The 10,367-nt window shown below is 66.0% G+C and carries 7 protein-coding genes; 6 read left to right on the top strand and 1 reads right to left on the bottom strand.

The annotated features are described in order from the left end of the window. The coding region (locus K2W81_RS00305; protein WP_294100329.1) for an ATP-binding protein at nucleotides 1-1,242 on the top strand (1,242 nt) is incomplete at its 5' end. Further along, nucleotides 1,239-1,631 carry an Hpt domain-containing protein gene (locus tag K2W81_RS00300; protein ID WP_294100328.1) on the top strand — a complete coding sequence of 131 codons (393 nt, stop codon included), beginning with the start codon at nucleotides 1,239-1,241 and terminating at the stop codon, nucleotides 1,629-1,631. The genes K2W81_RS00305 and K2W81_RS00300, both read left to right, overlap by 4 nt. Here the strand turns inward: K2W81_RS00300 and K2W81_RS00295 are convergent. After that, on the bottom strand, nucleotides 1,601-2,239 hold the full coding sequence (locus K2W81_RS00295) for a response regulator transcription factor (RefSeq protein ID WP_294100327.1): 639 nt from the start codon (nucleotides 2,237-2,239) through the stop codon (nucleotides 1,601-1,603). The genes K2W81_RS00300 and K2W81_RS00295 overlap by 31 nt on opposite strands. A 248-nt stretch (nucleotides 2,240-2,487) precedes the next feature. On the opposite strand from K2W81_RS00295, the gene K2W81_RS00290 reads away from it, so the two are divergent. From K2W81_RS00290 to K2W81_RS00275, 4 genes are all read left to right on the top strand, one after another. Further along, entirely contained in the window at nucleotides 2,488-3,516 is a 1,029-nt protein-coding gene (locus K2W81_RS00290; RefSeq protein WP_294100325.1) for a hypothetical protein, read from the top strand. A gap of 11 nt (nucleotides 3,517-3,527) precedes the next feature. Continuing rightward, nucleotides 3,528-3,989, top strand: coding sequence for a hypothetical protein (locus tag K2W81_RS00285; RefSeq protein ID WP_294100323.1), 462 nt, complete (start codon nucleotides 3,528-3,530; stop codon nucleotides 3,987-3,989). 72 nt (nucleotides 3,990-4,061) lie between these two features. Next, nucleotides 4,062-5,120 (top strand): hypothetical protein, encoded by a 1,059-nt coding sequence (locus K2W81_RS00280; protein ID WP_294100321.1) that lies wholly within the window; start codon nucleotides 4,062-4,064, stop codon nucleotides 5,118-5,120. A gap of 67 nt (nucleotides 5,121-5,187) precedes the next feature. Next, entirely contained in the window at nucleotides 5,188-10,290 is a 5,103-nt protein-coding gene (locus K2W81_RS00275; protein ID WP_294100319.1) for a hypothetical protein, read from the top strand. Nucleotides 10,291-10,367: the final 77 nt, after the last annotated feature.

Genomic DNA, 10,367 nt, shown 5'->3' with positions numbered 1-10,367 from the left:
ACCGAACGCCATGAGCGCGAAGCCGCCTTGCGCCAGGCACGCGCCGATGCCGAAGCCGCAGCCCGCGCCAAGAGCACATTCCTCGCCAATATGAGCCACGAGATACGCACACCGATGAACGGCGTGATCGGTTTTACCGACTTGCTGCTCGCCGAACCACTCACCGTTACGCAGCGCGAAAAGGTGCAGATGATCGCCGATTCGGGCGCTGCGATGATGCGTCTGCTCAACGACATCCTCGATCTGTCGAAGATTGAGGTCGGCCAGATGATGATCGGTTGCCACGCGCTCGATATCCGCCAGCTACTCCAGAATTGCGCGACGCTGATGAAGCCGCTCGTCGACCAAAAGGGCCTGACGATCATGACGGCGGTCGCTGATCGCGTGCCGCAAACCATTTTGGGCGATGATTTGCGGTTGCGGCAGGTGATCCTCAATCTGATCGGCAATGCCGTCAAATTCACCGACGAAGGCGCGATCATGGTCGCGGTGTCGCTCGTCGTCGATGGCGATCAGGACATGATCGAAGTCGCGGTCACCGATACCGGCATCGGCATTGCGCGCGACCATCAACAGGCCATTTTCGCCGAATTCGTCCAGGCCGACGAAACCACCGCCCGACGCTATGGCGGATCGGGCCTGGGGCTGGCGATCAGCGCCGAGCTGGTCCGGCTGATGGCCGGTACGATCACGCTCGACAGCACACCCGATGTCGGCACGACGGTGCGATTCTGCATTCCGCTGCTGATTGGGCGCGACACCGACGTGCCCGCGAGCAGCGTGCCCGATGCGGGCGCCATCATTGCCCGACCGTCCGGCGCCAACCGCCTGCTGGTGGCCGAAGATCATCCCGTCAACCAGCAGTTGATCCGCGCGATGCTCGCCAAGCTTGGGATCGTTCCCGACATCGTCGTCGACGGCGCGGCGGCAACGCAGCGCGTGCTGGCAGCGGTTGCTGCAGGCGCGCCTTATGACCTGGTGCTCATGGATATCCAGATGCCGGTCTGCGATGGCCTCGAAGCGACGTGCGCGATCCGCGCCAATGGAATCGATGCGGCCACGCTGCCGATTGTCGCACTGACCGCCAACGCCTATGCAGCCGACGTTGATCAGTGCCTCGCGGCCGGGATGCAGGACCACCTGCCCAAGCCCGTCACGATGGCAAGCCTGTCGGCAATCGTTGCGCGCTGGACCGCGTCGCGTTCTGACCGCGATTCCCAACCAAGGGCGATCACCGCATGACGCCGCTCGCCATCGCCCAGTCAGGAAGGCACGTCTTCGTTGATGTCGCGCTTGATTACGACAAGCTTGAAGACTTGCGGTCGTCGATCGGTGGCGCGGCACTCAGCGCGCTGCTCGATCTGATGCTGCAGGATATTCCGCCGCGCGTCGGCGTAATTCTCACCGCGCTCGCATCATCGCAACCCCGGCTGGCGGCGAGCCAGGCGCATGCGTTGCGCGGCGCGGCTTCGGGGATTGGCGCCCAAGGGCTGGCCGAGGCATGCCGGGCAATCGAGCGGCTCGACCATGCAGGCCCGTCGCCCATGCGCTTCGCCTGGATTGCCGAACAGGCGTGCACCGGGCTGCGGCGCGTCCGCGATCAGCTGTCGACGTCGACCTCGAGCGATTGAAGCGCAAGGATCGCCTGCGTGCGATTGGTGACGCCGAGCTTGCGAAAAATCTGCGCGAAATGCGTCTTCACCGTCGGCTCGCTGAGGCCGAGTTCATAGGCAAGCTGCTTGTTCGCGCTACCGCTTGCGGCGGCCCGCAGCACGCGCAGTTGCGCGGCCGACAGATCGGCGATCCGCGCGGCGGCATCCGGAATTGCAGGCTGCGCGGGCGCCTGAAACGCCTCGGGCGGAAACACCTGCCCGCCCGCCAGCAGCGCACGGATCGCGCTGATCATCGCGCTCATCGGCGCGCTTTTGGCGATATAGCCGCTCGCGCCGTGGCGCATCGCCTGTTGCATCGTCGCGGGCGCGTCGTTGCTGCTGACGATCGCAATCGGCGTACCCGGCTGCGCCTTCGACATTGCGAGCAAACCGACAAAGCCCTGCGCATCGGGCAATTTCAGATCGAGCAGGATCAGATGGAACCGCTCGCGCGATGCAAGGTCGAGCGCTTCGGCCAAGCTTTCGACATGGTTGGTCTGCGCGTCTGACACGATCTGGCGCGCCGCCATGCTGAGCGCGGCGGCACAGATCGGATGGTCATCAGCAATCAAAATATTAACGGCCAAGCGATTGTCTCCTGCAATCGTGCTAAACGGCGTAGATTACTCTCGCATTTACAATAGTCCGAATCGGACTTTCCACACCCATATCGGGGCACATAGCGTCGCCGTCGCCACGCAAAACCGCGATTCTTGGTGAGTCATCCCTCTAGCCGGTGTTCGCGGCGCCAATCCCTCATCCCTTAGTATGGTTACCCATCCAAAGGGGGACATCCCAACCATTCGTTTAACTATTGCCGCCCAGAGAACTGCTCATGACAAAGCGCACTTTCCCTGAGCGGGCTCAACGCCCCACCATCAACTGGCCGAGCGTTCGGATCGGCCTGCTCGCAACCTCCGGCCTCGGGCTGTTGGGCGCCGCCGTTCCCGCATCAGCCGAGCTGACGCGCGCCGGTGTCGTGATCAACAACACCGCGACGGCGAGCTTCGACGATCCGACAGGTACAACCACAACGGTGCAATCGAACACCGTGTCGCTGCGGGTCGACGAGCTGCTTGACGTCGCCGTCGCCAGCGCCAACGCGGGCGACGTTGCAACACGCCCGGGCGCGCAGGCCGAAGTGCTCACCTACCGCGTGACCAACGCGGGCAATGGCGAAGAGAATTTCCGGCTGACCGCAAATGGCGCCGTCGGCGGCAATGCCTTTACCCCCGTTGTCGTGCGCATCGCGATCGATAGCGATGGCGACGGCCTTTACGATCCGGCCAAGGACGCTGCCTATGTCCCCGGCACCAATGACCCGCTGCTCGCCCCCGAATCGGCGGTCACCGTCTTCGTCATCGCCAACCTGCCAACCGGACTGAACGACGCAGCCCGCGCCGCCATCTCGCTCCAGGCACAGGCAGTGACCGGCACCGGTCCGGCGGGCACGAGCTTTGCCGGTCGTGGCACCGGCGGCGGCGATGCCATCACCGGCGCGACCACCGCCGACCGCGCCGCCAGTGGCTATTTCCGGATCAGCGCGGCGAGCGTCGATGTCGTCAAATCAGCGACCGTCGCCGATCAGTACGGCGGGACGGCGCCGATCCCCGGCGCGACCATCACCTATAAGCTGGTCGCGCGCACCACCGGATCGGGTAGCCTAACCAACCTGCGGCTTGGCGACGTGATCCCCGACGGCACCAGCTATCTCGCCGAATCGCTCGACCTTGACGGCGCCAAGCTGACCGACGCCGTCGATGGTGACGCCGGCAGTTTTGCGGCCAACAAGGTGTCGGCCGCGCTGGGCACGGTGCCCGGCGGCGCGCAGCATGTGCTGACCTTCAAAGTCAAAATCAACTAGTGGAGATTTCGATGAAATTCGCCCCCCTCGCGGTTATCGCCCTGTCGCTGTCGAGTGCTGCTTTCGCGGCGCAGTCGGTTGAACTGAGCAGCAAGATCCAGGTCGAGCGTACCGTCACTGTCGCTGGCAAACAGCGCACGGTGCTGGCCGATCCCAAGCCGGTCTTTCCGGGCGATCGCCTGCTGATCACGATCAATTACCGCAACGCGACCGGCAAGCCGGTGAGTGATTTCGTCGTCAACAATCCGGTACCGGCCGCGGTACAGTTCACCGGCGAGGCATCGCCCGGCGTGCTGGTATCGGTCGATGGCGGGCGCAGCTTCGGCCCGCTCGCGACGCTAAAGGTCCGCAAGGCCGACGGTACGCTCCGCGCCGCCCAGCCGATTGATGTGACGCATCTGCGCTGGGTGCTCGCCGGGGCGATGGCGCCGGGCGCTTCGGGCTCGGTCAATTTCCACGGCGTCGTCCGCTAAACTTTCTGCCCACTTCGCGCGCCGGTGGGTCGGTCAAGGGCGCGCACCACAATATCGAAGGACTAATGAGTCATGAAACGCACCAGCAAGCTGCTGGGCGCGACGGGGAGCCTCGTGCTCGCGATGACGGCCACGCCGGCCCTCGCAGACGGTGTTACCTCGGGCACCCAGATCACCAATACGGTTACCGTCAACTTCACGGTCGGCGGCGCCGCCCAGACGGCCGTCCAAGCGTCGGACACCTTCACGGTCGATCGCAAGATCAGCCTGACGGTCGCCGAAGTCGGCACCACCACCACGTCGGTTTCGCCCAACCAACTGGCGGCCGTGACGGCGTTCACCGTCACCAACACCTCGAACGCCGTGCTCGATTTCGCGCTTGTGGCGGCACAGCAGACGGGCGGTGCCGGCGCGCACAGCAACACCGATAACTTCGACGTCACCAATGTCCGCATCTTCCGCGATGCGAGCGGCGCGGGCGCTGGCACCTATGGCGCTGAAGACACGCTCGTCACCAATCTCGACGAATTGGCGGCCGATGCGTCGGCAACCGTGTTCGTCGTCGCCGATATCCCGATCACGCGCGTGACCGGCGATGTCGCGGCGGTGACACTGACGGCAACCGCCCGTGAAGGTGGCGCAGCCGGCACGCAGGGTGCGGCGATCACGCAGACCACGGGTGCCAACACCAGCGGCGTCGACACCGTCTTCGCCGATGGCGCAGGCGCCACCGACGCAGCGCGTGACGGCGCCTTCTCGGCGCGTGACGACTATACCGTCCTTGCCGCCGCACTGACCGTCACCAAGTCGAGCACGGTCATCAGCGATCCGTTCAACGGCACGTCCAACCCGAAGGCCGTTCCCGGCGCGGTGGTGCAATATTGCATCATCATCCGTAACGCATCGGGCGGTGCCGTCGCCAACAGCGTCGCGGTCAACGATCCGCTGCCGAGCACGACCACCTATCTGTCGAGCTTTGGCGTCAGCGCCAACACGACGGTCACGGGCAGCACCTGCAACGCCGATGGCAATGTCACCGGTTCGCAGGCGTCGGGCACCGTCAGCGCGACCATCCCGTCGGTGGCGGCGGGCGATGCGCGCGGCGTCATCTTCCGCGTTACCATCAACTAAGCCCCTTCAAGCCGCGCCCGCCGACCCCCCACCCCAGCCCTCGGCGGGCGCGGCTTGATCCAACGCCATGTCCAGTCTGCGTTCCTATCTGACACCCGTGTTGGTGATCCTGCTGTCCGCGTTCGCGTTTGCTTGCGCGGCGCGGGCACAGGATATTTCGGCTGCGCCCGCTGTCCGCGAGATCGTCAACATCGCCGAAGCGCGTTGGCAGTCGGGGAATGACGAGGTCAGCCGGCTGTCGAATCGCGTCACCACGCCGACGCAGGATTCGCCCAACACGGGCTTTTCGATTGCCCCGCTTCGGCTCGGCGACGGCCCCGGCGCCTCGCCGCGCCCGGTCGCGCGCCCGCTCTGCCAGGGCAGCGCCGGTACCACTTCCATCCCGCTCGACGATGCCGCGCTGAATGCCGGTGGCAAACCGATGCTGATGCCGACGACCGACATCCGCGGCGGCGAGCCACTGTATTTCGCGATTACCTTTCCCGGCGCCAACACCGATCCCACCAAGATCAACAGCCTGACCGGCGTCATCCGCTCGCGCGACGGCAAGGACCGCGAGGTTCTGACGATTTATGAAACGGGCGTGAACACCGGCGTGTTCGTCGGTGTCATCCAGACCCGGCTGTCGCCGCCCGTCGCCGTTCAGGGCGATTGCGTGCTGACGGTCGAGGAAGGCGATGTCGTGTCGGTCGAGAGTCTCGCCACGCGCAACGGCTTTCCGCTCGTCACCACGCAGGTCAATGTGCTCGTCGATCCTTATGGCTTTGCCTTCGATTCCGAAGACGGATCGGCGGTCGACGGCGTTTCGGTCACGCTGATCGACGAAGCGACCGGCCAGCCCGCGCGGGTGAAGGGCACCGACGGCGTTTCCGATTACCCCTCGACGGTCGTGACGGGCGCACCGGTGACCGATGCCGGTGGCCATCTCTATCCCGGCATCCCCGGCGACTATCGCTTTCCGTTGGTGGCGCAGGGCCGGTATCGCCTCGTCGTGCGCCCGCCGACGCCGTACACCGCGCCATCGGCCGTGACGCCGCAGGTGCTCGCGGCGCTCCACCGTCCCGATGGCCAGCCGGTCGAAATCGGTGAAGGCTCCTATGGCCGCACGATCATTATCGACCGGCCCGAGCCAGTGCGCGTCGATATTCCGCTCGATCGCCCCCGCATTGCCGCCAGCGTGACGAAGGTCGCCGATCGCGGACTCGCGTCACCCGGCGATCTGGTGCTCTACACCGTCACTGTGCGCAATCCCGACACGCTGCGCCCCAAGCGCGGGCTGGTGCTGATCGATACGCTGCCCGGCGCGATGCGGTTGCGCCGCGATACCGTCCGCGTCGACGGCCAGGCAGCACCGGGCGCGGTCCGCCAGAGCGCCGACGGCGGCACGCTGTCGGTCGATCTCGGCAATGTGCCGCCGGGTGCCGTGCATGTGATCCGCTATGCGCTCGAAGTCCGGCTCGACGCGCGCGAGGGCGCCGCAGTCAACCGCGCGCGGACCCGCGACGCGCTGGGGACCGAAAGCATGATTGCCGAATCCGCGGTGCGGATCGCGCGCGAGACGATTGCCGACCGGATGACCATCATCGGCCGCGTGATCGCGGGCAGCTGCGGGCTCGATCCCGATGGCCGCCCCGGCGTGCGCGGTGTCCGCGTGCTGCTCGAAGACGGCAGCTATGCGATCACCGATGCCGATGGCCGCTATCATTTTCAGGGCGTTGTGCCCGGTGTCCATGTCGTGGCGATTGAGGAATCGACGCTGCCAAACGGTACCAAGGCCACCGATTGCGCGCGCAACACCCGCAGCGGCGGCAGCGCGATTTCGCGCTTTGTCGAGGGTAGCGGGGGTTCGCTGCACCGCGCCGATTTCCATGTCACGCTCGACCCGAACTACACGCCGACCGCGACCACTGCGCCGCGCCCGGCCGCGCCCGCCGCGATCGTCAGCGACAAGGAAGCGGCGGGCGGCGACGAAGATTGGTTCGCCGACGCGACACCCGGCATCGACTGGCTTTACCCGCGCCCCGAAACCAACCCGCGCGCGCCTGCGGTCCGGATCGTGATCAAATATCTGCCGGGCCAGAAAGTCACGCTGTTTGCAGGCGGCAAGCCGGTCGATCCGGTGACCTATGATGGCGAGAAGACCAATGCCGACAAGACGGTCACCGTCGGCCTGTGGCGCGGTGTGCCGCTCGGTGAGACCGGAACGAATTTTACCGCAGAGGTTCGTAATGCCGACGGCAGCCTCGCCAAGAAGCTTGAGCGCCGCGTTGCCTTTGTCGCGCAGGCGGCGGGCGCAACGCTGCTCCGCGAGCAATCAGTGCTGGTTGCCGACGGTATAACCATACCGGTGATCACTTTGCGCATCACCGATCGCAACGGTCGCCCGGTCCACCACGGCCTGACCGGCGACATCCAGCTCCCCGCGCCCTATGCGCCCGCCGTCGAGGCCGGTGCCGAGCAGGCGCGCCAGCTCGCCGGACTCGAACGCCCACGCGCGACCTGGCGGGTCGAAGGCGACGACGGCATCGCGCGGATCGTGCTCGAACCGACCACGGTCAGCGGCGCGCTGGGGCTGATCCTGCCCTTCCCCGATGGCAAGACCACAAGGCTGCGGCGGATCGACTTGTGGCTCGATCCGGGCAACCGGCCCTGGACCCTGGTCGGGATCGCCGAGGGCACGCTCGGCTATAACCGGCTCAAGCAGGGGATCGAGCCCGCCACCACCAGCACCGACTCCGTGAGCGCCGATGGGCGCATTGCGCTGTTTGCGCGCGGGCGGGTGCGCGGCAAATGGCTGATGACGCTCGCCTATGACAGCAAGAAGCGCGAGAGCGAGACGCGCTTCGGCGGGACGATCGACCCCGACACCTATTACACCGTCTATGCCGACCAAAGCGAACGCCGCTTTGGCGCGGCATCGGTGCGCAAACTCTATCTCAAGCTCGAACGCCCGCAATTTTACGCGCTGTTCGGCGATTACGACACCGGCATCGATGAACCCGTGCTCGCGCGCTATGTCCGATCGTTCAACGGCGTGAAGGCCGAATATCGCTCGAACCGCGTCGGGGTGACCGGCTTTGCCGCCGATGCGCCGAGCCGCCACCGCCGCGACGAGCTGCAGGGCACGGGCCTGTCGGGTCCCTATCAGCTCGGCGCGCGCGATCTGCTGGCGAACAGCGAGACGATCGCAATCGAAGTGCGCGATCGGCTGCGCGGCGACCGGTTGGTCGATCGCCGGGTGCTCGCGCGCCACATCGACTATGACATTGATTATGGCGCGGGCACGCTGCGGTTTCGCGAGCCGATCCTGTCGCGCACCTCGGCGCTCGACCCGCAAATCATCGTCGCCGATTATGAAGTGAATGGCGTCGGTAAGCGCTCGATCAATGCCGGCGGCCGCGCGACGGTGACCCTCGCGGACGGCAAGCTGCGGATCGGCGCAACGGGCCTGCGCGATGCCGATGAACTGGGCGCGACCAGCTTGGGCGGTGCCGACCTGCGCTTCCGCCCTGATGCCAACACCGAAATCCGTGCCGAAGCCGCCGCCAGCGTGGCCGAAGCCGGACGCGGCAGTGGCACCGCAATCGCCTATTTGGTTGAGGCCGAGCGCCACAGCGAGAAGATCGATATGCTCGCTTATGTCCGCCAGGAAAGCGCGGGCTTCGGGATCGGCCAGACCGCACGCACCACACAGGCGCGCCGGACGATCGGCTTGGAAGGCAGCGCCCGGTTGAGCGAACCGCTGACGATTTCGGGCGCGGCGTGGCACGAGCAATCGCTCGGCTCGACCGCGAGCCGGATCGCAGCGCGCGGGCTGATCGAATATCGCACCCCGCTCGCCGATGTGCGCGCAGGGCTCACGTTCGCGCAGGACCACCGCATCGACGGCGCCACCGCGCAGTCGGCCATCGCCCAACTCGGCGCGACGCGGCGGCTGTTCGACAATCGGCTTGAGCTCGACGCGCAAACCGAATTCGCGCTTGCGGGCAAGGCCGAAAGCGTCGATTTCCCCGCCCGACAGAAACTCGGCGCGCGTTTCACTCTCACCAAATCGGTACGTCTCGCTGCAAGCTACGAACGCGCGCGCGGTGACAAGGTGAAGGCCGATACGCTACGCATCGGCTTTGATGTCCAACCCTGGTCAGGCGCGCGCCTGACCAGCGCGATCGGCCAACAGGACGGCGGCGAATATGGCCCGCGTGCCTTTGCCGCTTATGGTTTGGCGCAAACGGTGCAGCTCAGCAGCCGCTGGTCGGTCGATTTTTCAGTCGACGGCAATCGCACGCTGTCGGGCATCGATCCGGCGTCGGTCATCAATCCCGCACAGCCGGTGGCCTCGGGCGGCCAGCTGACCAGCGATGGCGGCATCACCGAAGATTTTGTCGCGATCACCGCCGGTGCCACCTATCGCGGCGACCGCTGGAGCGCGGCGGGCCGCGCCGAATATCGCACCGGCTCGCTCACCGATCGCTATGCGGTTACCGCGTCGGCGCTGCGGCGGATCGGCGAAGGCAAAGCGCTCGGCGCGCTGCTGACGGTCGCGCATGCGCAGGACCGCGCGGGTCAGGTGACCGCGACCGCCAATCTCGCCCTTTCCTGGGCGCATCGCCCATCGACATCGCGGTTCAGCTGGTTCGACAAGCTCGAAGCGCGCAGCGATCTGGTGCGCGGCGCGGTCGCGGGCCAGCCCGGCCCGATCGGCGGCGCACCGCTCGGCGTGTCGGGTGATGTTGCCTCGCGCCGGATCATCAACAGCCTGTCGCTTAACTACACCGCCAAGGAGCACAAGGGCGATGCCTGGCTCGACCGCACCGAAGTGTCGCTGTTCTGGGGCAGCCGCTATGTCGAAACCCGTTTCGGCGACGCCGATGTCAGCGGCTGGAGCAACATTATCGCGCTCGAAACGCGCTTCGATATCAGCGATCATGTCGATCTGGGCGTGACCGCGACCGGGCGGCTGTCGACTGGCGGCGCGGCAGTCAGCTACGCGGTCGGGCCGTCGATTGGCGTGCGCCCGTTCAAAAATGGCTGGCTCGTCGTTGGCTATAACATTGCCGGGTTCGATGATCGCGATTTCGCCGCCGCGCGCAGCACCCGCCAAGGCGTTTATGCCTCGTTCCGCCTGAAATTTGACAACGGCCTGTTGAGCGATCTTGGATTGCAGAAGTGATGCGTTGCTTGCTCTCGCCGTCCATGCTTCGCGGGAAGCTTGGTCAAGCTCTGGCTGGACTCCTTTCGGCCTGTTGC

Source organism: Sphingomonas sp. (assembly GCF_019749955.1).
In the GTDB taxonomy this organism is placed as follows: Bacteria; Pseudomonadota; Alphaproteobacteria; order Sphingomonadales; family Sphingomonadaceae; genus Sphingomonas.
The sequence above is the reverse complement of the archived record's forward strand: the minus strand, read 5'-3'. Positions and strand labels throughout refer to the sequence as shown.